Source organism: Bradyrhizobium sp. YR681 (assembly GCF_000282615.1).
Classification (GTDB): domain Bacteria; phylum Pseudomonadota; class Alphaproteobacteria; order Rhizobiales; family Xanthobacteraceae; genus Bradyrhizobium.
Window position 1 is genome coordinate 1 of the sequence record NZ_AKIY01000230.1, and the last position, 25,378, is coordinate 25,378.

23 protein-coding genes are annotated in these 25,378 nt (G+C 63.8%); 9 read left to right on the forward strand and 14 right to left on the reverse strand.

Annotated elements, in window-relative coordinates; translation table 11 throughout:
• Window positions 1-304: 304 nt before the first annotated feature.
• Window positions 305-1,015, reverse strand: a complete 711-nt coding sequence (locus PMI42_RS24635) for a GntR family transcriptional regulator (RefSeq protein ID WP_008139107.1) — start codon at window positions 1,013-1,015, stop codon at window positions 305-307.
• A 168-nt stretch (window positions 1,016-1,183) separates the two neighbouring features.
• On the opposite strand from PMI42_RS24635, the gene PMI42_RS24640 reads away from it, so the two are divergent.
• The 8 genes from PMI42_RS24640 (at window position 1,184) to PMI42_RS24675 (ending at window position 11,716) form a co-directional block, all read left to right on the forward strand.
• The gene (locus PMI42_RS24640) at window positions 1,184-2,455 is read left to right on the forward strand and encodes an aminotransferase class III-fold pyridoxal phosphate-dependent enzyme (RefSeq protein ID WP_008139110.1); all 1,272 of its coding nucleotides are present in this window, start codon (window positions 1,184-1,186) and stop codon (window positions 2,453-2,455) included.
• 93 nt (window positions 2,456-2,548) lie between these two features.
• Window positions 2,549-4,084, forward strand: a complete 1,536-nt coding sequence (locus PMI42_RS24645; RefSeq protein WP_050994411.1) for an ABC transporter substrate-binding protein — start codon at window positions 2,549-2,551, stop codon at window positions 4,082-4,084.
• A 57-nt stretch (window positions 4,085-4,141) separates the two neighbouring features.
• On the forward strand, window positions 4,142-5,089 hold the full coding sequence (locus PMI42_RS24650) for an ABC transporter permease (RefSeq protein ID WP_008139113.1): 948 nt from the start codon (window positions 4,142-4,144) through the stop codon (window positions 5,087-5,089).
• Window positions 5,082-5,969, forward strand: coding sequence for an ABC transporter permease (locus PMI42_RS24655; RefSeq protein WP_008139115.1), 888 nt, complete (start codon window positions 5,082-5,084; stop codon window positions 5,967-5,969). The genes PMI42_RS24650 and PMI42_RS24655 overlap by 8 nt, the downstream gene beginning before the upstream one ends.
• Window positions 5,970-6,959, forward strand: a complete 990-nt coding sequence (locus tag PMI42_RS24660; RefSeq protein ID WP_008139116.1) for an ABC transporter ATP-binding protein — start codon at window positions 5,970-5,972, stop codon at window positions 6,957-6,959.
• Window positions 6,956-7,915 (forward strand): ABC transporter ATP-binding protein, encoded by a 960-nt coding sequence (locus PMI42_RS24665; RefSeq protein WP_008139117.1) that lies wholly within the window; start codon window positions 6,956-6,958, stop codon window positions 7,913-7,915. Before PMI42_RS24660 ends, PMI42_RS24665 begins: the two co-directional genes overlap by 4 nt.
• Window positions 7,916-7,955: 40 nt before the next feature.
• Window positions 7,956-9,353 (forward strand): amidase, encoded by a 1,398-nt coding sequence (locus tag PMI42_RS24670; protein ID WP_008139118.1) that lies wholly within the window; start codon window positions 7,956-7,958, stop codon window positions 9,351-9,353.
• A gap of 56 nt (window positions 9,354-9,409) precedes the next feature.
• On the forward strand, window positions 9,410-11,716 hold the full coding sequence (locus PMI42_RS24675) for a penicillin acylase family protein (RefSeq protein ID WP_008139119.1): 2,307 nt from the start codon (window positions 9,410-9,412) through the stop codon (window positions 11,714-11,716).
• A 28-nt stretch (window positions 11,717-11,744) separates the two neighbouring features.
• Here the strand turns inward: PMI42_RS24675 and PMI42_RS24680 are convergent, their stop codons facing one another.
• The 5 genes from PMI42_RS24680 to PMI42_RS24700 all read right to left on the reverse strand — a co-directional run bounded on the left by PMI42_RS24680 (window position 11,745) and on the right by PMI42_RS24700 (window position 17,446).
• Entirely contained in the window at window positions 11,745-12,893 is a 1,149-nt protein-coding gene (locus PMI42_RS24680) for an ABC transporter ATP-binding protein (RefSeq protein ID WP_008139120.1), read from the reverse strand.
• Window positions 12,877-13,692, reverse strand: coding sequence for an ABC transporter permease (locus PMI42_RS24685; RefSeq protein ID WP_008139123.1), 816 nt, complete (start codon window positions 13,690-13,692; stop codon window positions 12,877-12,879). The genes PMI42_RS24680 and PMI42_RS24685 overlap by 17 nt, the downstream gene beginning before the upstream one ends.
• Entirely contained in the window at window positions 13,689-14,543 is an 855-nt protein-coding gene (locus PMI42_RS24690; protein ID WP_008139124.1) for an ABC transporter permease, read from the reverse strand. Before PMI42_RS24690 ends, PMI42_RS24685 begins: the two co-directional genes overlap by 4 nt.
• 66 nt (window positions 14,544-14,609) lie before the next feature.
• On the reverse strand, window positions 14,610-15,656 hold the full coding sequence (locus PMI42_RS24695) for an ABC transporter substrate-binding protein (RefSeq protein WP_008139125.1): 1,047 nt from the start codon (window positions 15,654-15,656) through the stop codon (window positions 14,610-14,612).
• A 335-nt stretch (window positions 15,657-15,991) separates the two neighbouring features.
• Window positions 15,992-17,446, reverse strand: a complete 1,455-nt coding sequence (locus tag PMI42_RS24700; protein WP_008139126.1) for a 4-hydroxyphenylacetate 3-hydroxylase family protein — start codon at window positions 17,444-17,446, stop codon at window positions 15,992-15,994.
• Between the two features lie 91 nt (window positions 17,447-17,537).
• Between PMI42_RS24700 and PMI42_RS24705 the strand changes: the two genes are divergently transcribed.
• Window positions 17,538-18,485: a LysR family transcriptional regulator gene (locus tag PMI42_RS24705; protein WP_008139127.1), complete on the forward strand. Its 948-nt coding sequence runs from the start codon at window positions 17,538-17,540 to the stop codon at window positions 18,483-18,485.
• Here the strand turns inward: PMI42_RS24705 and PMI42_RS24710 are convergent.
• The 8 genes from PMI42_RS24710 to PMI42_RS24745 form a co-directional block, all read right to left on the reverse strand.
• Entirely contained in the window at window positions 18,453-19,382 is a 930-nt protein-coding gene (locus PMI42_RS24710) for a 2-hydroxyacid dehydrogenase (RefSeq protein ID WP_008139128.1), read from the reverse strand. The genes PMI42_RS24705 and PMI42_RS24710 overlap by 33 nt on opposite strands.
• Entirely contained in the window at window positions 19,379-19,834 is a 456-nt protein-coding gene (locus PMI42_RS24715) for a type II 3-dehydroquinate dehydratase (protein ID WP_008139129.1), read from the reverse strand. Before PMI42_RS24715 ends, PMI42_RS24710 begins: the two co-directional genes overlap by 4 nt.
• A gap of 200 nt (window positions 19,835-20,034) precedes the next feature.
• Window positions 20,035-21,030 carry a LysR family transcriptional regulator gene (locus tag PMI42_RS24720; RefSeq protein WP_008139131.1) on the reverse strand — a complete coding sequence of 332 codons (996 nt, stop codon included), beginning with the start codon at window positions 21,028-21,030 and terminating at the stop codon, window positions 20,035-20,037.
• 64 nt (window positions 21,031-21,094) lie between these two features.
• Window positions 21,095-21,775 (reverse strand): DUF1028 domain-containing protein, encoded by a 681-nt coding sequence (locus PMI42_RS24725; protein WP_008139133.1) that lies wholly within the window; start codon window positions 21,773-21,775, stop codon window positions 21,095-21,097.
• A 7-nt stretch (window positions 21,776-21,782) separates the two neighbouring features.
• A complete protein-coding gene (locus PMI42_RS24730; protein ID WP_008139134.1) occupies window positions 21,783-22,202 on the reverse strand; it encodes a RidA family protein in 420 nt (139 codons plus the stop codon).
• 30 nt (window positions 22,203-22,232) lie between these two features.
• On the reverse strand, window positions 22,233-22,772 hold the full coding sequence (locus PMI42_RS24735; protein WP_202802810.1) for a flavin reductase family protein: 540 nt from the start codon (window positions 22,770-22,772) through the stop codon (window positions 22,233-22,235).
• 16 nt (window positions 22,773-22,788) lie between these two features.
• Complete coding sequence (locus PMI42_RS24740) at window positions 22,789-24,303, reverse strand: 4-hydroxyphenylacetate 3-hydroxylase family protein (RefSeq protein ID WP_008139143.1); 1,515 nt, start codon at window positions 24,301-24,303, stop codon at window positions 22,789-22,791.
• Between the two features lie 57 nt (window positions 24,304-24,360).
• A complete protein-coding gene (locus PMI42_RS24745; protein WP_008139145.1) occupies window positions 24,361-25,107 on the reverse strand; it encodes a class II aldolase and adducin N-terminal domain-containing protein in 747 nt (248 codons plus the stop codon).
• Window positions 25,108-25,378 lie beyond the last annotated feature (271 nt).

Sequence of the window (25,378 nt, forward strand, 5' to 3'; positions counted from 1 at the left end):
CGCTGCCGCGTCCACCGCAAGCCCGGCTCGCGAACAAGACGACAACGAGATCGCCCCTCAAGGATGAGCCGGGATGGGCGACACATACGCCATTTCCGAATTTCGATAAAGTGGAATATTTTTACGGGGAGGGGTTGACGGGGTGACGGGTGTTTTGCCCGACGGGCGGCCATCGCCCCACCCCGAAAAAATCGTGTGCAGGCACGGGGCGACGCCGTCCTCTGGCAAGCCCATCAATCTGAAAGACGTTCGACCGGTGACGCGCGCTGCCCGACAGCTCGCTTGTGACAATCTCTCTCGCCGACTACGTCACGGCGACAGCCAGCTGCGATGGCGCCGCGCCGGCTTCGATATCCTGAAGCAGTTGCAGCAATCTGGCGCCTCCCTCCATGAGATCGGCCTGGATCGATCGCTTCACGGCCTCGGGATTTCTCGCGGTCAGACCGTCGATCACGTTGAGATGCTGATGTCGTCCCGGATAGGTCGGGGTCGCATGCGGATACAGCATGTTCAGCAGAGGGCCGTTGCGAAGCCAGATCGTCTCGATCATCTCGAGCAGTTCGGGTGCGTCGGCAGCCTTGTAGAGTGTGTGGTGGAATTGCCAGTTCACCTGCACGGCTTCGCGCCAGCGCCGACCGCGTTCCGCCGCGGCCAGCGCCTGATGATACTTCTTGAGACTGGCGATGTCGGCCTTGGAGATCCGGGTGGTCGCGCGTTCGGCCGCCAGTCCTTCGAGCAGAATCCGGATACTGCGTAGTTCCTCATATTGCGCCGCGCTCAGGCGGGCGACCGCGATCGAGCGGCTTGCCTGCATGTCGAGCACCCGCGCGCGCACCAGCTGCATCAGCGCTTCCCGGATCGGCGTTTCCGAGACGCCCATCGTTTCGGCGAGCTCGCGGATCTTGAAGCGATGGCCGGGACGGAATCGTCCCTCCATCAGGGCAAGCCTCAGTTCCCCGAACACGCGGGCCGTCAAGTTGTCGCGGCCGACCAGACCGACAGCATCGTTGGACATCGAAGGAGCCTGCTTTCCAGTCGAAAGGCGACGGATCTCTATGCGTGCTCTGCACGTCTGCCGGCGGTCTTTGCGAGATCAAAAGGTGAGAAAGGTCTTGCGATTCTGATATATCATATATTCAAATGGTACCGCAACGGCGCGGCCGTCCGAGATAAGGGACATGCCATGGGACCTGACAGCTCATCCAAGCTCCTCTCGCAGGACGAGGCGCTGCGGGCACGAGCCCTGAAGGTCATTCCCGGCGGCATGTGGGGCCACATGAATGTCGCCCGGCTGCCACCCGGCTACCCGCAGTTCTTTCGCAGCGCGAGTGGTTGCCGTCTCCGGGATGTAGACGGCACGGACTATGTCGACCTGATGTGCGGTTATGGTCCGATCGTGCTCGGTTACGGCGATCCGGATGTGGAGGCCGCAGCCGCGGCGCAACGCGACCGCGGCGACCTGATGACCGGGCCGTCCGAATGCCAGGTTGAACTTGCCGAACTCGTGGTCGAGACCATTCCGCACGCCGACTGGGTGCTGTTTGCCAAGAACGGCACCGACGCGACGACGGCCTGCGTGACCATCGCGCGTGCCGGCACACAGCGGCGCAAGGTGCTGGTGGCGAAGGGCTCCTATCATGGCGCAGCACCCTGGTGCACGCCTTCGCTGGCCGGCGTCACCGCGGAAGACCGCGCCCACATCCTGCACTTTGACTATAATGACGTTGCGAGCCTGGAGCGCGCCGCCGACGAGGCCGGCCGCGACCTCGCGGCCGTGCTGGTGACGGCGTTCAAGCATGATGTGAGACGCCATCAGGAGGCGCCGACGCCTGCATTCGCGCTAGCCGTGCGGCGAATCTGCGACGCGGCCGGTGCGGCGCTCATTCTCGACGATGTCAGGGCGGGCTTTCGCCTCCACATCGGCGGAAGCTGGGAGCCCTACGGCGTGCGGCCCGATCTGTGTGCCTGGAGCAAGGCGATCGCCAACGGTCATCCACTCGCGGCGGTGACCGGCGCCGATCGCTTTCGCGACGCCGCGCAGCAGGTTTATGTCACCGGCTCTTTCTGGTGCGCGGCGGTGCCGATGGCGGCAGCAATTGCCACGATCAAGAAGCTGCGCGCAACCGGCGCGATCGCGACGATGGAAGCCATGGGCCGCCGGCTGCGCGACGGGCTCGCGGCGCAGGCACGGGCGCACGACGTGCGATTGCGGCAGAGCGGACCGGTCCAGATGCCGATGATCATGTTCGAGGACGATCCGGATTTCGTGCTCGGTCATCGTTTCGTGCAGGAGGCGCTGCGGCGCGGCGTCTACATGCATCCCTGGCACAATATGTTTCTGTCCGCGGCACATCAGGCCGACGACATCGATCGCGTCCTCGAGGCGACCGACGGGGCGCTCAAGCAGGTCACAGCTTCGGTCGACCGACGCCAGTCCGCGAAAGCGGTCCAGTGACGCGGCCGGGGCATCCATGCAGGTGAATGACGACTGATACGCGAGCTCAACAGGAAGGCAGTTGTAATGACAAGCTTTTCGGCCATGTTTCGTATGATCACCGCAATGGGCCGGTCGATCGCCCTGCTCGGCGTGCTTGCGACCCCGCTCCATGCCGCCGAACCCAACCGCGGCGGCAGCCTCGTCTATGCCTATCTCTCGGGCCCGGGCACGCTCGATCCGCATGTTGCCTCGAGCCTCGTCGAGCTCGAAGTCATCCACCATCTGTTCGAGCCGCTGGTTGCGATCGACAACAACTATAATGCCAGGCCCGTCCTCGCCTCGAAGATCGAGACCAGTGCCGATGCCACGGTGTTCACCTTCACGCTGCGCAAGGGCGTCAAATTCCACAATGGCAAGGAGATGACGTCGGCTGATGTGCTGGCGTCGTTCGAGCGCTATCGCAAGGTCAGTCCTAACGCCTCCGTGCTTGCCGACGTCGATGGCTTCGAGGCGCCCGACCCTTATGGCTTCGTGATCCGGCTGAAGAAGCCGAACGCGGTGTTCGTCGACGTGCTGAAATCGCCGGTCTATCCGTTCGAAATTTTGCCGGCCGAGCAGAAGGACAAGGCGGCGCGCGAGATCGACATCGTCGGAACCGGCCCGTTCATGCTTGGCGAGTGGGTCAAGGACAGCCATCTCGTCATCAAGCGCTTCGACGGCTATGTGCCCGACGAGAGCGCGTCCGGGCCGGATGGTCTGGCCGGGCGCCGCACCGCCTATCTCGACCAGGTCCGCTATAATTTCGTGCCCGAGGCGAACGCCCGCGTCGCCGCGTTGCAGACCGGCAACGCCGACGTCATCGGCGACGTCCCCCGTGATCTGGCCAAGCGTTTCGACGGCCAGGCGAACATCACGACACAGCAGATTTTCCCCTATTGCATGCAGGTGTTCGTGGTGAACACGCAGGCGGCGCCGACCACCAATCCGCTGGTTCGCCAGGCGATCGAGGCGGTTGTCAATGTCGAGGACATCACCGGCGCGATGGGGCAGATCTCGCGCCCGGGCCATTCGCTGGTGTACGCATCAAGCCCTTACTATCAGGGCGATGCGATGAAGCCCTATTACGACCAGCGTAACCCGGCCAAGGCCAAGGCGTTGCTGAAGCAGGCCGGATACAATGGCGAGAAGATCGTGCTCCAGACCAACTCCAACTATCCGAACTTCCGCGACGCCATCCTGGTCCTGTCCGAGCAGATGAAGGATGCCGGCTTCAACGTCGCGGTCGACATCGTCGACTGGACCACCAACGCCAGCAACATGCAGCGCGGCACCGGCGTCTGGAACGTGTCCACCACCGGCTATTGCTCGAATCCGCTGCTCGGCCCGCAGCAATGGAAGGTGATGTTCTACACCTTCCCGCACGTCAAGGACGACCACGTTCTCGACGCCGCCTATGACGCGTTCTACGCCTCGCTCGATCCGCAAAAGCGCATCGCGGCCTGGGCCGATATCGAGAAGCGCGTGCTGGAGCAGGCCTACATGATCAAGATCGCCGATATGGGCACGATGCGAAGCTACAACGCCGCCAAGGTCGTGAACTTCATGCCCTATTACATCGTTCATTTCTGGGACGTCTGGCTGAAGTAGCGTCGTCGGCACAACGGCGGGCTGAGCAGGAGCAGAAAGCGTCGTATCGGGTATCTCATGTTTCGCACGATCAGCGTCCGTCTCATGCAATCCATTCCGGTCCTGCTGCTGGTTGCGGTGCTGTCTTTCATCCTGATGCACCTGCTGCCGGGAGATCCCGCGGTCGTGATCGCCGGAGCCGATGCCACGCCTGCGGCGGTGGAACGGATTCGTCGTGAACTCGGCCTCGACCAGTCGATCTGGCGGCAATTGCTGTCCTGGTTCCTCAATCTGGCGCAGGGCAAATTCGGCAGCTCGCTGATGCTGAACCAGACCGTGCTCTCCGCGGTCGGGGAGCGTTTGCCGGTGACGTTGTCGCTGGCCGCCCTGTCGCTCGCCATCCCCCTGCCGATCGGAATCGCGCTCGGCATTTTGGCGGCGTATTTTCGCAGCAGCTGGATCGACGCCGGTGTGATGGCGATTGCGCTGATCGGGGTGTCGGCCCCGAGCTTCTGGATCGCGATCGTGTCGGTGATCCTGTTCAGCGTAAAACTTGGATGGGTGCCGTCCGCCGGCTATGCGCCGCTGCTGACGGCCGGCCCCGGCGCCTGGTTCGCCTCGCTGATCCAGCCCGCCATGGTGCTCAGCCTGTTTCAGATCGGCTTCCTGGCGCGCATGACGCGCTCGGCGATGCTCGATGTGCTCGAGCAGGATTTCATCCGGACGGCGCGCGCCAAAGGCGTTAGCGAGTGGCGAACCGTCGGCAAGCACGGCTTCCGCAATGCACTGGTCGCCGTCGTGACGGTCAGCGGCATCATCGTGAGTCTGCTGATCGGAGGTTCAGTCGTCGTCGAGCAGGTGTTCGCGTTGCCGGGCATCGGCCGGCTCGTGGTGCAGGGGATCATGGCCCGCGACTACCCGTTGATCCAGGGCACCATGCTGTTGTTCGGCTTCGCCTTCGTGCTGATCAACGTTGCCGTGGATATCGTCTACACCCTGGTCGACCCACGGGTGCGCTATGACTGACGTCGGGCTCGTTGCGCCATCCACGCAGATACTGGCGGAGCGCCGGCGATTTCGCGTCCTGCGCAAGCTCGCCGCGCACCGGTCGTTCAAGATCGGACTGGTGCTCGTGACCGTCCTGGCGCTTTGCGCGATCATCGGGCCGATGCTGACCGGCACCGATCCGACGGCGATGAGCATTCGCTACCGTTTCAAGCCGCCGTCGGCACGCTTTCCGTTCGGCAGCGATCAATACGGGCGGGACATCCTCACGCGCGTGCTCTATGGCGGCCGCCTGTCGCTGGGAATCGGGTTTTCGGTCGCCCTGCTCTCAGGCGTGTTCGGCGCCATGATCGGCATCCTCGCGGGTTATTTCCGCGCGCTCGATCCCTATGTCATGCGATTGATGGACGCGCTGATGGCGTTTCCGGCGATCCTGCTCGCCATCGGCATCGGCGCGGCCCTCGGCGCACAGGCCAGCAGCATCGTGGTGGCGCTGTCGGTTGCCTATGTGCCGCGGACGGCGCGGATCGTGCGTGCCTCGGTGCTGGTCATTCGCGAGATGGAATATCTGCAGGCCGCGCGGGTCAGCGGCGCCGGCGACGCGCACATCATCGTCAAGCACGTGCTGCCCAATTGCCTCGGACCCCTGATCGTCCAGCTGACCTTCATCTTTGCCTACGCCATTCTTGCCGAAGCAACCCTCAGCTTCCTCGGCATCGGCCCGCCGCCGCCGGCCCCGAGCTGGGGCAACATCATTGCCGAAGGGCGCGATTACTCGGTCGAGGCGTGGTGGGTGATGCTGTTTCCCGGCCTTGCGGTCAGCCTCGCCGCGCTCGGCATGAATCTGCTCGGCGATGGCCTGCGCGACGTGCTCGATCCACGCTTGAAGATCGAGACCTGAATGGCGCAGCAAACCCTCCTGAGTGTCGAGAACCTCACGGTCCAGTTCCGCGGCGACGCCGGCTGGGTGAATGCCGTCGAAGGCGTGGACTTCGCCGTTCGCGCCGGCGAGTGCCTGGGAATCGTCGGTGAATCCGGCAGCGGCAAGAGCGTCAGCGCCCTTTCGATCCTCAAGCTGCATGGCCGTGCCAACACGCGTTACGCATCGGGCACGATCCGCTACGGTGGACATGATCTGCTGACCGTTTCGCAACGCCGGCTGCGCCAGGTTCGCGGCGGGGAGATCGCGATGATCTTCCAGGATCCGATGTCCTCGCTCAATCCGGTCCTGAGCATCGCCGACCAGATCATGGAGCCGTTGCGCCAGCATCAGGGACTCTCAGCGCGGGCCGCCCGCCGTCGGGCCGTCGAGCTCTTGGAGATGGTGCGGATTTCCGACGCCTCGCGCCGCATCGATGACTACCCCCACCGGCTTTCCGGCGGCATGCGCCAGCGCGTCATGATCGCCATCGCCGTGGCATGCCGCCCCAAGCTCCTGATCGCAGACGAGCCGACCACCGCGCTCGACGTCACCATTCAGTCCCAGATCCTCGAATTGCTGCGCGAGTTGCAGCGTGAGATCGGCATGTCGGTGATCCTGATCACCCATGATCTCGGCGTGGTCGCGGAGTTCGCACAGCGTGTCGTTGTCATGTATGCCGGGCGGGTCGTGGAGTCCGCTGCCGTCCCTGCTTTGTTCGAACGGCCGGTGCATCCTTACACCGAAGGGCTCATCCGCGCCGTGCCCGATCCCGACGCGGACGTAAGCCGGCTCGCCACCATTCCCGGGAACATCCCGGATCCGTCGACGCCGATCGCAGGATGCCGGTTCAATCCGCGCTGCAGCGAGGCGGTCAAGTCCTGCCGGACCGAGCCGCCAGCGCTGGCCGACGCCGGTGCAGGCCATTTCGCGCGCTGTCCGCCACGCATCGCCGCGGGACGAACCGCATGAGGGAAGCGCCCATCGTCATCGTGCGCGACTTGGTGAAGACCTTTGCGGCGCGGGGCGCCTCGTTGCGCGCCGTCGACGGTGTCAGTTTCGATGTCGGGCAAGGCGAAACGCTGGGCCTCGTCGGGGAGTCAGGTTCGGGGAAATCCACCACGGGACGCATCCTGGTCGGGCTCGAGGCCGCGACCAGCGGATCGATCAGGCTGTTCGACCAGGAGATTTCTCCGGCGAGCGGCAAGGCTGCCCTCAGGGCGGTGCGGCGACGGCTGCAATTCGTGTTTCAAGACCCGCAGAATTCGCTCAATCCCCGCATGCGCGCGCAGGACGCGATCGCGGAGCCGCTCGATGTTGCGGGCGGCCTGTCGCGCGCCGCCCGCAACGATCGCGTCCGCGAACTGCTGGAGATGGTCGGTCTGCCGCGTTCGTGCGGCGACCGTTTCCCCCACGAATTCTCCGGCGGCCAACGCCAACGCATCGGCATCGCGCGCGCATTGGCGCTGAAGCCGGAATTCATCGTCTGCGACGAGCCGGTATCGTCGCTCGACGTGTCGATGCAGGCGCAAATCGTCAACCTGCTGCTCGACCTCCAGGAGCGGCTCGGCCTCAGCTATCTCTTCATCGCCCATGATCTCGCGGTGGTCCGCAGCATTTCGGCGCGGGTGGCGGTGATGTATGCCGGCAGCATCGTCGAGATCGCGCCCAGGCACGAACTGTACACCTCTCCCCGGCATCCCTACACGCAAGCGCTGCTTGCGGCGATCCCCCGCGTCAAGCCGAACAAGGCCCGCGCCGCGGTCGTGACCGGCGAATTGCCGAGCCAGATCGACACGGTGCCGGGCTGCACGTTTCATCCGCGTTGTCCCTTCGCGTTCGAACGCTGCCGGGCCGAGAAGCCGAAGCTGCGCGAGATCGCGCCAAGCCACCTTGCCGCCTGCCACCTTCACGACGTCCCCGCCTGACGGCTGTTGCCGCCGCTTTGCCGATTGATGGAGTTCCGAGATGTCCGATCGCGATCTTCTCTTCATGCCCGCCACCACCGCCGCAAGCCTGATCCGCAAACGCGCCTTGTCTCCGGTGGAGTATGTCGACGCCGTGCTCGGCGCGATCGAGCGGACCCAGCCGACGCTCAATGCCTACGCGACGGTGACCGCCGACGCAGCGCGGGCGCAGGCGCGGATTGCCGAGCAGGCCGTCATGGCCGGCGAACAGCTCGGGCCGTTTCATGGCGTACCCGTCAACATCAAGGATCTCTTTGCCACCAAGGGCGTTCGCACTGCGCACGGATCGGCGATCCTCGCTGACAACATTCCCTCGCAGGACGACATCCTGGTGACGCGCCTGAAGAACGCGGGCGCGATCATGGTCGGCAAATCGACCACACCTGAATTCGGTCACAAGGGCCACACTGACGGACCCAGCTTCGGGATCACGCGCAATCCCTGGAATCCCGCGCGCACCGCGGGCGGATCGAGCGGCGGCGCGGCCGCCGCGGTGGCAGCCGGACTTGGGCCGCTGGGCCTCGGCACGGACGGCGCCGGATCGATCCGCATTCCCGCCGGCGCCTGCGGCGTGGTCGGACTGAAGCCGACCACGGGCGCGGTGCCCTATGAGCAGACCTCGGACTCGTTCTTCAATTATGCCGCAGCCGGCCCGCTGACACGCACCGTCGCCGATGCCGCATTGATGATGGACAGCCTCGTGGGTCCGTCGACGCTCGATCCCTGGTCGCTCGGTGGGCCCGGCAATGGAGCGCTGATGCCGAGCCTGATCTCGGAGGATTTGTCGGGATTGCGGATCGGATACCTCTCCGCCATGAGCGACTGCAGTGCGGACGTTGCCACGAACACCAAGGCGTCGCTGGCCGCCCTCGCGGCGCTTGGCGCGGAGGTCGAGGAGGCCGGGGCCGGCATGGACTGGATCGCCGCCTCCGCGCGGCTGATGTATCTCGCCAATCTGAATGTCTATTTCGGCCACCATCTGGAAAAATGGCGCGACCGGATGGACCCGGTCCTGGTGGAATGGATCGCGGCGGGCAGCAAGGCCACCCTGGTCGATTTTCGCAAGGCCCAGGTCGCGCGGTCGCGACTCTATCGCGCCGTGCAGAAGCTCCTGGAAGACTACGATTTCCTCGTCACGCCCACCCTGCCCACCACCGCGATTCCGGCCGAGGCCGGCAAGACCGTCGATGCCTTGTTCAATCGCGGCTGGAACGCCTTCGTCTATCCGTTCAACCAGAGCGGCAATCCGGCGCTATCGGTGCCGAATGGTTTTGGCGCCGATGGATTGCCGACCGGTCTGCAGATCGTCGGCCGCTGGTGGAAGGACAATGATGTTCTGCGCCTCGGTGCCATCCTGGAGCGGGTTCGCCCCTGGGCGGATCGTCGGCCGCCCGTCTGAAGATCGACCCGACGACGAAGCTTTGCGTGCAAGCCTGACAAGAATGGGAGAATAGCGTGGCAAACGCTGCCGACGACAAACCTTCATGCCTGCCTCAGACCAAAGGCACCGTCGTGCTGCGCGGTCTTGCGGACAATGTCGAAATCCATCGCGACGCCTGGGGCATCCCGCACGTCCGCGCGCGCGGAACGGCGGACGCCTTCTTTGCGCAAGGCTATGTCCACGCCCAGGACCGGCTCTGGCAGATGGACGCCGCGCGCCGGCGGATGCTGGGCCGTTGGGCTGAATGGGAGGGCAGCGCGGGTGTCGCGGCGGATACGCTGGCGCGGCGGCTCGATGTCGCGGGCGCCTCGCAGCGCGACTTCTCCGGTTTGTCGGGCGAAGCGCGGGCGATGCTCGAAGCCTATGCCAGCGGCGTCAACGCCTTCCTGGCGCAGGGTGCGCCTTTGCCTTTCGAGTACGGCCTGGTCGGAGGCGACGTCGAACGCTGGGAGCCATGGCACAGCATCCTCGTGATGCGGCAGCGCGGCTATCTGATGGGCTCGGTCTGGTTCAAGCTGTGGCGTGCGGCAGCCATGCGCAAGATCGGACCGGATCACGTCGCCAAGCTCCGTTACGACGATGGCAGCCAGGATTTTCTCGCCACGCCGCCGGGCGCGGAAGGCAAGCGATGGACCGCCGCGCTGCAGGATCTGGCGCCGGCGATCGAGGCACTCGCAGCGCTCGCGGGGCCCGAGGCCACCGATGGCGGCAGCAACAATTGGGCGGTTGCGCCGTCGCGGACCGCGACCGGCCGGCCATTGCTGGCCGGCGATCCACACCGCGCCTTCGAGATGCCGAGCCTGTATTCGCAATTCCACCTCGCCTGCGATGCGTTCGATGCCATCGGGCTTTCAGTGCCGGGCGTGCCTGCATTCCCGCATTTTGCCCACAACGGCCATGTCGCCTTTTGCGTGACGCACGCTTTCGTCGATATCCACGACGTCTATGTCGAGAAATTCGAGGCTGGTGACGCCTCTCGCTACCTGTTCCGGAATGAATGGCGCAACAGCGATATCCGTCACGAGCGCATCGCGGTTCGCGGCGGATCGGCCGTCGATGTCGAGGTGATCGCGACCCGCCACGGGCCGGTGATCGCGGGCGATCCGCATCAGGGAGCAGCGTTGACGCTGCGTTCAGTTCAGTTCGCGGAGCTTGATCGGTCGTTCGATTGCCTGCTGCCGATGCTGCGCGCCCAAAGCGTCGACGCACTCTACGAGGCGACGCGCGGCTGGGGCCTGATCGATCACAATCTGGTCGCGGCCGATACCACCGGGCGGATCGGAAATCTCGTGCGCGCCATCGTGCCGCGGCGCCCGCGCCTGAATGGCTGGCTGCCGGTGCCGGGCTGGACGGGAGAGTATGAATGGCAGGGCGTCATTCCCTGGGAAGACATGCCGCGCGCCTTCGACCCGCCGGGCGGCTTTCTGGTCACCGCGAACAACCGTGTCGTCACGGACGAGAATCCGGATTATCTGTGCACCGACTGTCATCCTCCGTATCGGGCCAAACGTATTGCCGATCGACTGGCTGAACTTCCGGCTGCGACCCTCAGCGACATGGGCAGCATCCATGCCGACACACACAGCTTCACAGCTCGCGAATTCATCGCCCGTCTGAACCGGCTGCCGCCCCTCGAAGGACCAGCCGCCGCGTTGCGCGACCTCATCATCGATTGGGACGCGCGCATGGCCGCCGATTCAAAAGCAGCCGCAGCCTATGCGCGGACGCGGCGCGAACTTGCGCGGATCGTTCTCGAGCGGTCGGGTCTGAGCGCGGTGTCGCGGGATCCCGTTGCCCGTGTCGCCCCCGGCGTGGCGCCGCTCAATCAGATCTGGTGGGCACTGCCGTCACTGCTGCGCAACGACGATACCGCGTTCCTCGACGGCTGGGATTGGGATCGCGCGCTGACGGCGGCGCTCGAGCGGGCAGCGGAGACCGACAAGGACAAAACATGGTCGGAGCTGCATCGCGTCCGCATGTCGCATCCATTGTCGGCCGCCTTCCCGCAGGCGGCGGCGCAACTCGAAGCACCGGGGCTTCCGGTTGGCGGCGACAACGATACAGTTATGGCCAATGGATGCTATTGGGCCTCGTCAGGCCTCACTGCGGCCTATGGCGCGGTCGCACGCTATGTCTTCGACGTCGGCAACTGGGACAACAGCACCTGGGTCGTGTTCCACGGCGCGTCGGGACACCCTGCGAGCCCGCATTTTGCCGATCAGCATGCGCTATGGGCGTCTGTCCAAATGGTGCCGATGCTGTACGACTGGAGCAAGATTACGAAGGCCGGCGACCAGCTCGTGCTAGAACCTTCCACCTAGGTCCCTCGAGGCGCTTTCCGCCCGTCGATCAAGAACTCGCTTCGGGCAAGAATGCCACGACGTCGTCGGATCGGACCGTCAGTCCGACCTCGGTGCCGACAGGACAGGACGACAGCGCCGCGATCCCCGGAGCGCGCAACAGGACGGGCTCGCGCGCAACGCCGGCGACATCGATGTAGAGATCGATGTGATCGCCCTGAAAGACCTGCGTGGTCACCGTTCCACGCAGCGAACCCGGCGTGCTTCCCGACGTCACGGCCAGATGCTCCGGCCGGATGAAGACGTCCACGACATCACCAATCGCCGCCTGCGCGAGCGGCGGCGCCGGAACCTCGAGACGCATGTCACCGATGGATATGGTGGCCACTTCCGTGCGCCGTTCAACGAGACAGCCGGTCAGAACATTCACATCGCCGACGAAGGATGCAACGAAACGATCCGCGGGACGGCGGTAGACATCGCCCGGCGCGGCAATCTGGCGTATCCGCCCCGCCGACATCACCGCGATGCGGTCCGACATCGCCAGCGCCTCGCCCTGGTCGTGGGTCACGAAGATCGTGGTCACGCCGAGCTCGCGCTGGATCTGCTTCAGTTCGACTTGCATCGCCCCGCGCAGGTTCTTGTCGAGCGCCGAGAACGGCTCGTCGAGCAGGAGCACCTTCGGCTTGATCACAAGCGCGCGTGCCAGTGCGACGCGCTGCTGCTGGCCACCCGACAGCTGCCGCGGCTTGCGGTCACCGAATCCGTCCAGCTTCACCAGCGCCAGCGCCTCGTCGACCCGGCGCGCGATCTCCTTCCTGTCGATTCCGCGGGTCTTCAACCCGTAGGCAATATTGTTGGCGACACTCATATGCGGAAACAGCGCATAATTCTGGAAGACGATGCCGATCTCACGCTGGTGGGCCGGCGTCTCGGTGACCAGGGCACCCTCGATAAAGATCTCGCCACTATCGGTTTCGAGAAAGCCGGCGACGAGATTGAGCAGCGTGGTCTTTCCGCAGCCCGACGGTCCGAGCAGGGTCATGAACTCGCCCGGCTGGATCTTGAGCCAGGCTTCATGAAGGGCAATGGAGTCGCCGAAGCGCCTGGTCACGCCGTCGAGCTGTACCGCCGGCCTGCCTTGCCGGCCAGCCTCGCCGCTCGCGATTGCGTCCATCCGATCAGTGTGCATCAACATTGAGGATCTTCTCGAGACCAAGGAAGGCATTGGCGAGGCTCAGCAGCAATGCGGTTACGGCGATATAGATCACCGACAGTGCAGCCAGCGTCGGATCGGCAAACTCGCGCACATAATTGTACATCGCAACCGGCAACGTCTGCGTCGCCTGGCTGCTGACGAACAGCGTGGCCGTAAACTCATTGAACGAGAGGATCGCGGCAAACAGCCATCCGCTCAACAGCCCCGGCAGCAGCAGCGGGATCGTCACGGTCAGCAAGATACGGCCCGGTGTCGCGCCGAGGCTGGCAGCCGCAAGCTCAAGCCGGCTGTCAAGATTTTCCAGCGAGATAAAGGTGCTGCGCATCACGAACGGCAGCACCAGCAACACATGGGTCAGGATGACGAGCGGAAAACCCCGCCCCGCGCCGGTCTGCGATGCAAGGATCAGCACGCCGAGGCCGATGGTGTAGTGCGGGATGATCAGCGGCGACAGCAGAATGCCTTCGAGCACCGACTTGAGCACGAACGTATAGCGATGAATCGCGATGGCAAAGGCTGCGCCAACGACCAGCGCGATGCTCGAGGCCCATAACGTCACCGTGAGGCCGTTCCAGAAGCCCCGGCCGAAATCACTGTAGGAGAACGCCCGCCAGAACCAGCGCAGCGACCATGCCTGCGGCGGAAAGGCCAGAATCGCACGGTCGTTGAACGCCGTCACGGCAACGACGATACCAGGCAGCAGCACGAACAGCAGGATCGCGGCGACCAGCACACGCCCCGACCATCTCAGCGCCATGACGGCGGGGGACCGCTTCATGTCGCGCTCGCCAGTCGTTCAAGCGGCCTCGTCGCCTGCCTCAGCAATGCGATGACGGCCAGGGACAGCGCGAGGCCGATGATCGACAGGCTCGCGGCAAAGGGAAAGTTGAAGGACGAGAAGCCGAGCTGATAGATCAGCGTCGATACCGTGCTGACCCTGCCGCCGCCGATCAATTGCGGCGTCGCGAAGGCGCTGAACGTCCAGGCAAATGCCGTCGAAAAGCCAGCGACGATGCCCGGCATCGACAGTGGCAGCGTGATCGTCAGAAAGACGCGGATCGGTCCCGCGCCGAGGCTCTCCGCCGCCCTCTCGCAATTCCGGTCGATATGCGACAGACCCGCGGCCAGCATGATGACCATGATCGGCATCGTCACATGGACCAGCGCAGCGATCACACCGCCGGCCGTGAACATCATCTGCACCGGACGTTCGACGAGGCCGAGCTTGACCAGTAGCGTGTTCAGGAAGCCGTTATTGCCGAGCACGATCATCCAGGAATAGGTCCGCACCACCTCCCCCAGGAACAACGGCGTCACCGCCGCGATCAGAATGAAAGAGCGCACCGCGGAACTTCTGGTGCGAACCAGCGCATAGGCCAGTGGATAGGCCAGGAACAACGTGAACGCCGCCGTCTCGAAGCAGAGCAGGATCGTATTCCAGAACGCGAGCGCATAAAGCGGCCGGAGCATCGCCGCAAAATTCTGCAACGTGAACCCGCCCACCTCCAGCGAGCCCGGGATATAGGTCCTGATGCTGAACTGAAACACGGCCGCCATCGCGGCCGTCAGCCCCAGCGCGACAAGCCCGGCCGGCGAGACGAACCATCCCAGAAACGGGCGCTTGGTCATGACGACTCCTTGGCGAACTCCGCGCTGGACGTTGCGGCCCGGCCATGGCCGGGCCGCTGCTTACGCTCAGGGAGCCATCATGTTTTCGGCAAACCACTTCCGCCACTCGGCGGTCTTTTCGGCACGCAGCTTGTGATCGATGATGAGGGTCTGATGTGCCCATTGATCGGGCGTCGTGAACACGCCCGGGAGCGCGGCAACCTCCGGCGGGAGCTTGGCGTTGTCGACCACCGGACTTCCCTTCTTGAGATTGGCGATCTGTGCCTGTACCGCCGGATCAAGTGCGATATTCAGGAATTTGTAGACGAGATCAGCCTTGGCCGTGCCCTTGGTGATGCCCATGGTGTCGACGCCGAGCACCGCGCCTTCCTTGGGAATGACGAGCTTGATCGGAACGCCCTGATCACGCATGTAATAGGCATTCATCGACAGCACGACCTGCACCGGCGTCTCTCCGGTCGCGAACATCTGCTGGCTGTTGGCGTCGTTGGTGTAGAACGCCTTGTAGTTCGGTTTCAGCGCCTTCAGCTTGTCCTTGCCGGCCTCCCAATGTGCCGCATCGGCACCGGACAATTTTGCGGCGACGGCGATCACATGGCTGGGATCGAAATCGGGTGACGAGATCATGCCCTTCAGCGCCGGATTCCAAAGCCCCTCCCAGCTGTCGAAGCTGACGCCTTTCGGCAACTGATCCGGCAGATAGCCGATCGTATAGACATAGGCCCAGGCACCGATGTGGTATGGGCTGATCCTGGCCTGCTCCACCAGATGCGCGGCATTGGGGATCTTCGCAAGATCGAGCTTCTCGAACAGATTGTCATTGGCGTAGAGCCAGCCGACATGCGCGGTCGTGAAGGTGATGTCGCTCTCTGGCTTGCCGGCAGCCAGCTTGGCCTGGTTGAGCCGGTCCATCGTGCCGCCCGTGACATACTCGACCTTGACGCCGGTCTCCGCCGTGAACTTCTTCGCGATCGACTCGTCGATCAAATCGCGAAAGCTGCCGCCCCAGGTGCTGACAACGAGCTTCTCTTCAGCTGAGGCCGCGGACGCCCCGCCGGCGATGATGAGCACCGACGACAGCACCATCACGAAGTGCTTCAGGACATTTTTCATCTCGAACCCTCCCAACGATGTTTGACATGAACGGTCAAGCAAACGGCATGCCATTTCGATCAGCAACTCATTGAAATTACAGACGAAAAGCACAACAGAACGCACCGACCCCTCTCCCGAGAGATCAGCGCTGATGTCGTGAAAAGCTGACGGCCAATCAGCCCTGACGCGATCAAACCATCGAAGCCTCAGCGATCATGTCGATCCCCGTCACCTTGGCGAGACCTCCAGGAGCCAGGCTTGTCACAACGAGAGTCATGCTCCGTCCGTTGATGCCTGTTCGAGCAGCAGTCTGATATGGACCGCGGCAGCATCCACGCGCGCAGCAGGCCGCCTCATTCGCTCTTTCCATCGATGCGGTCCGACAAGCCGGCCGACTTCTTGACGAAATCGAGCGGGCCGGAGAAGTCGAAGCTGTTGTAGACAGCGGCCAGATGATTGAAGTGCGGCGCCTGGGCGAATTGCACGAAGGTCAGACGGTGACCGGCATAGTCCGAATTGAGAAGGTCGCGCGCGAAGGCGAGCAGCTTGCGGCGATCATCGGCCTGCCACTGATCGTTCAGGGAATAGAACTTGTTCAGCCACTCTCCGCTGCCCTTGGCATCGAACGCGCTCACATTGGGCGTGATGCAGATCTGTCCGCCGCACAATTCCCGCGCGATGTGCATCATCGCCGGCAGCTGCGAGCAGGCAAACACCCGCCCGGCGTAAAGCATCGATTGCTGCGGCATCAACAGCCCGCCGGAACTCTTCTCGGCCATCGCGATCGACGCGGTGAGATGCGCGTTGATGCCCTCGCGGTAGCAGACGAGATCGGCAAGCTTCTCGCGCACCGATTGCAGTTTCTCGAGGCCGGTCTGCTTGGCATTCCACATCGCCGCCCCGATCATCATGTCGGCGACGTAGAGCAGGCGCAGCACGTAGGGAAACGCCGAATAGCGATGCAGCGTCGAGCGCACGAACTGGGCGGCGCGCGTATGGCGATAGAAGAAGACGTCCTCCCAGGGGATCAGGACGTCGTCGAACACGACCAGCGCTTCCACCTCGTCGAAGCGGTTGGCCAGCGGATAGTCCTGCGGGTTGCTGCGGCTGGCGAAACCGCTGCGGCAGATGTGCTTGACGCCGGGCGCGCCCATCTTGACGATGCAGCCCACCGCATAGTCCGACAGCTTCTCGGTCGACCATGCGCCGACCGTGGGCTTCAGGTAGGCCTGGTCCGCATAGGCCGCCGCGGTCTCGTATTTGGCGCCGCGGATGATGATGCCGGCGTCGGTTTCGCGCGTGACATGGACCATCATGTCGGGATCCTGCTGCTGCGGCGGCAGCGACCGATCGCCTTTCGGATCGGTGTTGGCGGAGACGTGAAAGACGTCCTTCTCGACCACGGCGCGGATATGACGGTCGATATTGGGCGCGAAGCGAGGATCGATCTCGGCCAGGACGTCGCGACCATCGGTCAGCGACCACATCTCACCGATGGTCTCGTCGCCGACCCGCGTGACGACACCGGAAATGTCCTTCATGAAGTGATCGAGGGCCTTGATCTTGTCGTGCCAGTCCTTCTGCACCGTCGGAGGCCGGTAGAAGATCGAATGCCGCTCATTGCCCTCGACATAGGTCAGATCGCCGCTGTAGCGCTCCTCATGCGCCATGTCGTACATGCGCGCCTTGATGTCGATGATCGGCTTCAGCGCCGGGTGCGTGGTGACGTCCTTGACACGCTCACCATCGATCCAGACTTCGCGGCCATCGCGAATGCCCTGCTTGTACTCTTCGCCCGTGCGGATCATCGATCGGCTCCTGTTGCACTGGACGGAAGGGTGCCGGAGCAGCTAGCATAAGGAAAATATAATTATCTTTGGAGATGCATAGGAAAACGCGATGAGGTTTTCTCTCCGCGCGCTTCGGTACATGGTCGAAACGGCAGACGCGGGGAGTGTGACCGAGGCGGCCAAACGCCTGAACGTCTCGCAGCCCTCGATCTCGGCTGCGCTAAGCCAGATCGAGGCCGAACTCGGCATTCAGGTCTTCGTGCGCCATCTGGCGAAAGGCGTCACGCTGTCCCCGGCCGGCCAGCGTCTCGTCAACGATGCACGATTGTTGCTCAATCATGCCCGCGATTTCGCGCAAAGCGCCCAATCCCTCGGCAACACCCTCCATGGCGAGATCGTGGTTGGCAGCTTCCTGACCCTGGCCACGCGCTTCATGCCCGGCCTGCTCTCCGGCTTTCGCCAACGGCAGCCCGGCATCTCGGTCAAGCTGGAGGAAGGCAACCAACAGGAAATCATCGACGCCCTGATGTCGGGGCGGACCGAGCTTGCCCTCTCCTATTCGTTCGCCATGCCCGACGACATCACGGGCGACAAGCTATGCGAGCTGCCGCCCTACATCCTGCTGTCGGCCGACCACCCGCAGGCGAGGCGCTCTGCAATCAGCCTTGCGGAACTGCGCGACGAGCCGTTCATCCTGCTCGATCTGCCGCATTCACGCGACTACTTCTTCGGCCTGTTTGCCGCCGCCGGGATCGAGCCGCGCGTCGCCTTCCGGAGCCGCTCGTTCGAAATGATCCGGGGGCTGATCGGTCATGGACAGGGCTATTCGATCCACAATGCGGTGCCGCGCACGACCGTTGGCTACGACGGCAGCCGCATCGCCGTGGTGCCGATCGTCGAGCCCTTGCCGCCAACCCACGTCACGGTGCTGCGGCTGAAGCGGCACACGCCGCGTCCGGCGGTACAGAGCTTCGCCGACTACACGCGCGATGCCTTCGCGATCGGCGGCCTGTTCGGGCCGGGATCAATAGCCCCGCCCGGGGTCGACGCGACCTAGCAGCGGCTCGCCGGTCCGGGAACGACGGACATTCTCGCCGATCTGCCGTGCGGCGGACGCCGGCAGCGCGATCGACGCCAGATGCGGCGTGATCAGCACCTTGTCCATGGTCCAGAGCGGGCTTTCCGACGGCAACGGTTCGGTTGCGAACACGTCCAGCGTCGCCTCGGCGATATGGCCGGTTCGCAGCGCCTCGATCAGCGCCATCTCGTCGACAATACTGCCGCGCGACACGTTGACGAAGGCGGCCCCCGACCTCATCTGCGCCAGCCTGGCTGCATCCAGCAGCCCGCGTGTCGCTGCGGTCTGCGGCAGCATGCAGACGACGATATCGCTGCTCCCCAGCACAGCTTCCAGCGCATCAGGGCCGGCCGATGTCTCGATGCCGTCGACCGCCTTCGGCGAGTTCGACCAGCCGCGCACCCGAAAGCCCTGCCGTGCACATTCCATCGCGGCGGTCAGGCCGAGCTCGCCAAGACCGAGCACGCCGACATTGATCGTTTCAGGATCGCGCGGATGGATGTAGTGCCAGCGCCGCTGGCGCTGCGCCCGCTCGAACGCCGGAATGTTGCGTGCGTGACGCAGCACCGCGAACAGCACGTAGCCCGCCATCATGCGCGCCATCTTCGGATCGGACAGGCGGGTGATCGGCACATCCGGCAGATCGGAGCGCCCGACCAGCGCATCGACACCGGCGCCGAGATTGACGACGAGACCGAGATTGGGAAACCGCGCGAAGAAGCCATGCGGCGGCTTCCAGACCAGCGCGTGCCGGACACGGCCGGCCTCCACGATATCATCGGCCTGGCGCAATTCGACGTCCTCGGCCGCAAGCGCTGCCCGCCACGCGTTGAAATCATCGTGGGCGCTGTAGAACGCCATCAACTCCGACGTCATTGAGCCGTTCGCTCCGCGATCAGCCGCGAGACGGCGGTCAAGGCCAGCTCGTAGCCGAGCGCGCCAAGACCGGCAACGACCCCCGTCGCCGCGCGCGACACATAGGAATGGTGCCGGAACGGCTCGCGCTTCCAGATGTTGCTCATATGCGCCTCGATGATCGGTCCCTCGAATGCGAGCAGCGCATCGAGAATCGCAATCGAGGTGTAAGTGAGCCCGGCCGCGTTGATGACGACGCCCGCGGCCTTCTCCCGCGCCTCCTGGATCCAGTCGACGAGGACGCCTTCATGGTTCGACTGACGGAAATCGAGGGTCAGCCCGAGCGTGGCGGCATGATCCTCGCAGCGCGTCCTGATCGAGACGAAGCTCTCGCGGCCATAGGTTCCGCTGCGATCCAGGCCGTAGAGATTGGCGTTCGGACCATTGAGGAAATAGATCGTCGGTTTCGTCATGGATGCGTTCACACCTCTGCCCAATACGGTCCGCTCTCGCCTCGGCCGGTGTCGATGCACGACGCATACCAGTCGGGACTCGCACGGACGCACGAACAGTAGCCAGCAGTGCGATCTGGACGAAAATCGAAAAAACCTATGGAGTTCGACGGATTTCGATATGGGCTGCCGGACCTCAAGACAGCGGCGACGTCAGCCGCTCAGTCCGGCGTGCCTTTTTCGGGCCGGCTCTCTTCGCCCTCCACCAGTCCGCGGAAGGTGCGGCGCTCCATGACAGGGGCGACCATACCCGGGATGTAGGCGTCGGAGACGAAACGGCGGCAATGCTGCTCGAACATGTCGACCAGTCGGGATTTGCGTCCCTGCGCCAGGGTCAGCACGCCGATGACCATCGGCCTGTGATCGCCGGACAGCCGAACCCGGGATACACGCCGTCCGTCCAACGCAATCTCGCAGCGCGGCCGCACGTTCGCCAGCGTATAGCCGTAGCCATTGGCGACCATGGTCCGGATCACGTCCTGATGCGTGGAACGCGACACGATGTTCGGCTCGAGACCTTCCTTGATGAACATGCTGAGGAAGTATTCGCGGCTGATCGGCAGATCCAGCAGGATCAGCGGTTCACGCGCAAGTTCCTGGAGGCTCACGGCGGAGTGGCGCGCCAAAGGACCGGCTTCGCTGACCACGACATGCGGCGGCAGGCTCGCCAGCGGCAGAAACTCGAACTCGTCGGGGATCAGGAGGTCATAGGTGATGGCGACATCGAGCTCCGCGCGCAGCAGGCGCTCCAGCAATTGCTCATGGTCGGCGACCGTCTGGATGATGCGCGATTCCGGATAGGTGGACGTGAACGAGTGCGACAGCTCCGGCATCACCATCGGCGCCAGCGTGACCAGGCTCCCCAGAGACAATTGGCCACGGACGCGCTCTCCCACCTCGGAAGCCACCGAATAGACCTGCTCGGCCTGCTCGATCAGCCGCTTCGCTTCCACCAGAAGAACGCGTCCCGCCGATGTCAGCGACAGCCCTTGCGCGTGCCGGCGCACGAACAGCTGGGTTCCGAGCTCCTCCTCCAGATGCGCGATCGCCGTCGAGATCGAAGGCTGCGAGATGTTCACGCGCTCCGACGCAAGCGTGATGCTCCCGGTCTCCGCCGTAGCGATGAAATATTCGATCTGGCGTAGCGTATATCTCATCAGCTTCTGCTCGGCCCCTGCATCCGACGACACGAAGCCGACTATAGCATGGGTGCGCGGCAGGTCAGGTCCTGTCGTCGCCGGCAACACCGAAACCGGGCGCGACCGAGGGATTTTTCGCCCGGTCGATGTAGGCGTCGACTTGAGGCTGGTAGACCGACCAGAGCTTCTGCAGTGCCTCGATCGGGCCATCGCTCCAATCGACCCGGAGGTCCACGATCGGCCAGGATACGTCGCGCACCACGCAAAGGCCCGCCGAATGAACCGGGCCGGCTTCTCCCCCCTGCGCCATCCCGGCCTCCAGCGCCGACAGCAGCCGCTCGACGAACGGCTTGCCGGCACTGCCCTGGTAAGCCGAGACCATGGCGGCCGGCACCTGCGCATTGGCGAGCATGTTGCCCGCCGCGATCGCGCCTTCGCTCTCATGCGTGGCGTGAATGCCGAGGGTGTTGCTGCCGGAATACGACGTGGTGCGTCCCCGTGCGTCGACGACCACGAGCTGCCGGTAGGCCATGAACGGCGTCGATGCGACCAGCGCGTCGCAAACCTCGCGCGCACTCAATCCACGCGCCAGCAGGTCGAGACCGATCTGCCCAAGCGCGGGGTCCGTGATGTTCTGGCTCGCGACCGCGCCGGCCTTGGCACGCAGATGGACACAGCGCGCCGCGACCGCCGGAGACGAGGACGAGATCACCATTCCGAACATTCCAGTGTCCGGGCAACGCGCCGTCAGGGAAAAGGTCATGCAGCCCTCATCGAGCGTCGGGGATGACCGCGGTCACGTCGACCTCGACCAGCCATTCCGGCCGCGCCAGCGCCGACACCACGATTCCCGTCGAGACCGGGAACACTCCCTTGAGGTACTCTCCGATCTTGCGATAGACCGCTTCGCGATAGCGCGGATCGGTGATGTAGATCGTGATCTTGCAGATGTCGCCGAGCTCTGCCCCCGCCTCCGCCAGCAATGTCCTGACGTTCTTCATCGCCTGCTCGGTCTGGCCCGCGGCATCGCCGATCGCGACATTGACGGCGGTGTCGAGATCCTGGCCGACCTGCCCGCGCACGAACACCATGCTGCCCTTGGCGACGACGACCTGGCACAAATCATTGTCGAGCTTCTGCTCGGGATAGGTTTCCTTGGTGTTGAACTTGCGGATACGTTTATGGGTCATCGATTGGTCCTGATGTCGTGAAGGGAGCGATTATGACGCCTGCGACGCGGCGATCGGATGGGCCCGGCCATAGACGCGGTCGGCATAGATCAAGGCCGTGCCTGAGCCCACCGTCACAGCGCCGACCGCGCCGACGAAGATGTGATGGGTCCCGACGCGTTCGGACGACACGACCCGACAGTCGAACGCCACCACCGACCCGGCGAGGCGCGGCGCGCCGGTCTCGGTCGAGAGCCAGCTCCCATGCGCAAACTTGTCGTCGCCGCCGAACTTGCTGCGGCCACCGAAATGATCGGCGATATCGGCCTGGTCGTCGCGCAGGATATTGATGCAGAACACGCCATTGTCGACGATGGCCGTCGCCGTCTTGCTTTGATGATGGATACAGACCAGAACCGTCGGTGTGCTGCCGTCGGCAGAGACCGACGACATCGCCGAGACCGTGACGCCGGCGCGTCCTGCCGGACCATCCGTCGTCACGACATTGACGCAAAATGCGGCCCGGCTCATGCCGTCGAGGAACTGGGTCCGAATGTCCAGTGCAGTCGGTTGCACGCTTATGTCTGACACGTCATACCCCTCCCTGCTATTCGGCCGCATCGCGGATCTGTCCGAACCATTGGTTGACGGCCCGATCACCGGTCCGGGCGCCCTTCTCGTTCATGACCTTCTCCGACAGTCCCGCCGATCTGCGCACGAAATCGAGCGGGCCGTCCCAGTCGAAATTTCGGTAGACCGCGGCAAGGTGCGCGAATGGCGCCGATTGCGCAAACAGCTGGAACGTCAACCGATGACCCGCATAGTCGGAATTGAGCAGATCGCGCGCGAAGGATAACAGCCGCCGCCGGTCATCGGCGACCCAATTCTCATTGACGGTGTAGAATTTCTCCAGCCACGGGCCGGTCTCGGCATCCTCGAACGCCGCCTTGTCCGGCGTCACGCAGATCTGACCTCCGCACAATTCGCGCGCGACGTGCATCATCTCGTGAAGCTGCGAGCAGGCCAGCACACGCCCGGTGTAGAGCAGCGACTGGTTCGGCATCATCAGGCCGCCGGGGCTGCGCTCCGGCAGCGCGATCGCCGCCGTCAGATGCGCATTGATCCCTTCGCGATAGATCGCGAGCTTCGAGAGCTTCTCCTGCACCGCCTGCTGCCTCTCGAGCCCGGTCTGGCGAACGTTGAACAGCGCCGCGCCGATCAGCATGTCGGCGAGCTTCAGGTTTCGCTGCACGAAGGCAAACGCCGAGTAGCGGTGCAGCGTGGCCCGGATATAGGCCGCCGCCTTGGTGTGCCGATAGAACAGGACGTTGTCCCACGGGATCACGACGTCGTCGAAGATCACCAGCGTATCGACCTCGTCGAACCGGTTCGACAGCGGATAGTCTTCGGCCGGAGCTCTGCCCGCAAAGCCGGTGCGGCAGATGAATTTGAGGCCCGGCGAGTTGAGATCGCAGATAAACCCGACCGCATAATCGGAATAGGCGGCATCGCCCCAATTGGCGATGGTCGGCTTGGTGAAGGCCTGGTTGGCGTAGGCCGCGGCCGTCTCGTATTTGGCGCCCCGCACCACGATGCCGGCATCGGTCTCCTTGACGACATGCAGCAGCATGTCGGGATCCTGGTCCTGCGGAGCCTTCGAGCGGTCACCCTTGGGATCGGTGTTTGCCGAGACATGGAACGGATCGGAATGCAGAACCTTGAAGATGTGGTTGCGAATGTTCTTGGAGAATTGCGGATCGACGTCGTTGAGCACGTCCTGCCCGTCGAACAGCGACCACATTTCGCCGACCGTCTCGTCGCCGACGCGCGTGATGATGCCGCCGACATCCTCGAGGACCGTGTCGGTCGCGCGGCGCTTGTCCCACCAATCCTGCTGACTGAGCGGCAATTTGTTGTTGATCGCGTGAACCTCTCCGTCCTCGCGGTAGGTCATCAGATGCCGCGTCTCCGCGGCGTGCTGGAGGTCGTATATCCGCGCCCTGAGATCGACCAGCGGCTTGAACGCCGGATGGATGGTGACATCCTTGATCTTCTCGCCATTCATATAGACCGCGCGGCCGTCGCGAATGGAGGCTTTATACTCTTCGCCCGTTCGTATCATGTCCGCTCCCGTCTCGATCTCGTTCGCACTATCCCGGGCACCGCACCGCAACCGCAGTCAATGCGCGTAGGACGGATCCTCGGCATCCAGGAGGCGCTTCATCTCCTCGAAATGCGCAATCGAGAAATCCGTGATCTGCTCCCAATCCTGCGCCGTGCTTTCGGCGACTGCGTCGGGCAGAATCTTCAACGGCTGCCCCGTCGCATAGGCCTGGACCAGGATCTGGCAGGCGCGCTCCAGCGTATAGATGTCGTCGAAGGCTTCGCCGACCGTGTTGGCGATCACGAGCACGCCGTGATTTCCCATCATCAGCCGCGACTTGTTACCGAGCAGCGCGGCAAGGCGCGCACCCTCCTGCTCGCTGTCAGCCATGCCTCCATAGCGGTCGTCGATGGCAAGGCGATTGAAGTAGCGCGCGGTATTCTGATCGATCGGCTTGATCTGGGGATCAACGAGCGATGCGATCGTGGTCGCGAAAGGCGGGTGGAGATGCATCACGACCCGCGCCTGGGGCAGCTGCCTGTGCATCTGGCCGTGGATGGCCCAGGCCGTCGGATCGACGTCCGGCCGTCCCTCGACGCCTTGCTCATCATCAAGGTCGAACAGAACGAGATCGCTCGCCTTGACGCGCGAGAAGTGCCGCCACTTTGGATTCATCAGGAACCGGCGCCCGTCGGCGGAGATCGCAGCGCTGAAATGGTTGGCGACGGCCTCGTGCATGCCAAGCCTGGCGATGCTGCGGAAGGCGGCCGCGAGATCAACTCGAAGCTGCTGCTCTTCCGGCGAGGCGGCGGAATTCGTCATCGATTGCTCCTCCGAGCGGCGAGGTCAGGCAAGCGAGACTTATGGATTCCATTGCCGAGGTAAAATAAGAAAATCGTCGCCGCTGATTACCTGAAAGCTATAGCGATCGATCGCCAACGCCGAAGGCGAAAAGATCAATGGTTGATCACTGTTCGCCCAATAATTCCGCAACCGGATCGATTAGGCGTCGTCTAAGCAAAGGACCCGGTTTTCGTAATTTACACCTTGCGGATCCGGAAGGCTTACTTTGTCCGAGTTGACCTGACAGGAT

What these genes read in the sequence shown, in the direction of transcription:
- PMI42_RS24655 (WP_008139115.1), top strand. Translation starts at nt 5,082, where the DNA reads ATGACTGACGTCGGGCTCGTTGCGCCATCCACGCAGATACTGGCGGAG.
- PMI42_RS24720 (WP_008139131.1), bottom strand. Translation starts at nt 21,030, where the DNA reads ATGAGATATACGCTACGCCAGATCGAATATTTCATCGCTACGGCGGAG.
- PMI42_RS24670 (WP_008139118.1), top strand. Translation starts at nt 7,956, where the DNA reads ATGTCCGATCGCGATCTTCTCTTCATGCCCGCCACCACCGCCGCAAGC.
- PMI42_RS24710 (WP_008139128.1), bottom strand. Translation starts at nt 19,382, where the DNA reads ATGACGTCGGAGTTGATGGCGTTCTACAGCGCCCACGATGATTTCAAC.
- PMI42_RS24635 (WP_008139107.1), bottom strand. Translation starts at nt 1,015, where the DNA reads ATGTCCAACGATGCTGTCGGTCTGGTCGGCCGCGACAACTTGACGGCC.
- PMI42_RS24700 (WP_008139126.1), bottom strand. Translation starts at nt 17,446, where the DNA reads ATGATCCGCACGGGCGAAGAGTACAAGCAGGGCATTCGCGATGGCCGC.
- PMI42_RS24660 (WP_008139116.1), top strand. Translation starts at nt 5,970, where the DNA reads ATGGCGCAGCAAACCCTCCTGAGTGTCGAGAACCTCACGGTCCAGTTC.
- PMI42_RS24690 (WP_008139124.1), bottom strand. Translation starts at nt 14,543, where the DNA reads ATGACCAAGCGCCCGTTTCTGGGATGGTTCGTCTCGCCGGCCGGGCTT.
- PMI42_RS24640 (WP_008139110.1), top strand. Translation starts at nt 1,184, where the DNA reads ATGGGACCTGACAGCTCATCCAAGCTCCTCTCGCAGGACGAGGCGCTG.
- PMI42_RS24705 (WP_008139127.1), top strand. Translation starts at nt 17,538, where the DNA reads ATGAGGTTTTCTCTCCGCGCGCTTCGGTACATGGTCGAAACGGCAGAC.
- PMI42_RS24730 (WP_008139134.1), bottom strand. Translation starts at nt 22,202, where the DNA reads ATGACCCATAAACGTATCCGCAAGTTCAACACCAAGGAAACCTATCCC.
- PMI42_RS24685 (WP_008139123.1), bottom strand. Translation starts at nt 13,692, where the DNA reads ATGAAGCGGTCCCCCGCCGTCATGGCGCTGAGATGGTCGGGGCGTGTG.
- PMI42_RS24645 (WP_050994411.1), top strand. Translation starts at nt 2,549, where the DNA reads ATGATCACCGCAATGGGCCGGTCGATCGCCCTGCTCGGCGTGCTTGCG.
- PMI42_RS24695 (WP_008139125.1), bottom strand. Translation starts at nt 15,656, where the DNA reads ATGAAAAATGTCCTGAAGCACTTCGTGATGGTGCTGTCGTCGGTGCTC.
- PMI42_RS24680 (WP_008139120.1), bottom strand. Translation starts at nt 12,893, where the DNA reads ATGTTGATGCACACTGATCGGATGGACGCAATCGCGAGCGGCGAGGCT.
- PMI42_RS24715 (WP_008139129.1), bottom strand. Translation starts at nt 19,834, where the DNA reads ATGACGAAACCGACGATCTATTTCCTCAATGGTCCGAACGCCAATCTC.
- PMI42_RS24665 (WP_008139117.1), top strand. Translation starts at nt 6,956, where the DNA reads ATGAGGGAAGCGCCCATCGTCATCGTGCGCGACTTGGTGAAGACCTTT.
- PMI42_RS24650 (WP_008139113.1), top strand. Translation starts at nt 4,142, where the DNA reads ATGTTTCGCACGATCAGCGTCCGTCTCATGCAATCCATTCCGGTCCTG.
- PMI42_RS24725 (WP_008139133.1), bottom strand. Translation starts at nt 21,775, where the DNA reads ATGACCTTTTCCCTGACGGCGCGTTGCCCGGACACTGGAATGTTCGGA.
- PMI42_RS24745 (WP_008139145.1), bottom strand. Translation starts at nt 25,107, where the DNA reads ATGACGAATTCCGCCGCCTCGCCGGAAGAGCAGCAGCTTCGAGTTGAT.
- PMI42_RS24740 (WP_008139143.1), bottom strand. Translation starts at nt 24,303, where the DNA reads ATGATACGAACGGGCGAAGAGTATAAAGCCTCCATTCGCGACGGCCGC.